This is a genomic window from Streptomyces olivaceus, assembly GCF_000721235.1.
GTDB classification, from domain to species: domain Bacteria; phylum Actinomycetota; class Actinomycetes; order Streptomycetales; family Streptomycetaceae; genus Streptomyces; species Streptomyces olivaceus.
In genome coordinates this window covers 1-809 of the sequence record NZ_JOFH01000128.1, presented here as the reverse complement: position 1 = coordinate 809, position 809 = coordinate 1, and the positions used below count along the sequence as shown (strand labels likewise).

The following is an 809-nucleotide window of genomic DNA, read 5'->3' as shown; positions in this document are numbered from 1 at the left end:
CATTCCGGTGCCGTGGAGCCGTGGACGCGGGCCGCGTAGGCGGCCGTGAGGTCGCGGGCCAGCGGAGCCCTGGACCATGCGTCACTCACGATGTGGTGCGTCAGCAGGAGGAGTACGTGTTCCTCCTCGGACAACGCGAACAGCGAGGCACGGAACGGGGTTTCGGCCGCAAGGTCGAAGGGGTGGCCGGCCGCCCACGTCAGGTCGTCACGCAGACGTGCTTCGTCCGTCTCCACGATCGTGAACTCCGGCCGGGCGTCGGCCGGGCCCCGGACGATCTGGTGCGCGCCCTCGGCGTCCTCCGCGAATCCACCGCGGTCACGGTGCGGCGGCTCGGTGCGGTGTCCTTGCCCAGGACGGCGCTGATACCGGCGACGGTGGGCGTCTCGAACAGCTGCCGGATGGGCAGCTCTGCACCGATGTCCGTCCGGATGCGGCTGACCAGCTTGGTTGCCAGGAGGGAGTGGCCGCCGAGGTGGAAGAAGTCGTCGTCGATGGTGACCGAGTCGACGCCGAGTACTTCGGCGAAGAGGGTGCAGAGGGCTTGTTCGTGGGGGGTGCGGGGTGCGCGTCCTTCGCTGGTGTGCTGGTCGTATTCGGGCGTCGGCAGGGCGTTGCGGTCGAGTTTGCCGTTGGGGGTGAGGGGGAGTTCGTCGAGGGTGATGAAGTGGGAGGGGATCATGTAGGCGGGCAGGTGGGCCGCGGCGTGTGCGTGGAGGTCACTGGTGTCGGTGGTGTTGGTGCTGACGGTGTAGGCGGTGAGGCGTTGGTCGCCGGGTTGGTCTTCGCGGACGATGACGGCGGCTTGG

The 809-nt window shown here is 68.9% G+C and carries 2 protein-coding genes; both read right to left on the bottom strand.

Features of this window, described 5'->3' with window-relative positions:
* Positions 1-236, bottom strand: a 236-nt coding sequence (locus IG94_RS43050; protein ID WP_169752456.1) for a condensation domain-containing protein, incomplete at its 3' end; no start/stop codon positions are given.
* A partial coding sequence (locus IG94_RS39475; RefSeq protein WP_169752454.1) for a phosphopantetheine-binding protein occupies positions 200-809 on the bottom strand: 610 nt, incomplete at its 5' end. The genes IG94_RS43050 and IG94_RS39475, both read right to left, overlap by 37 nt.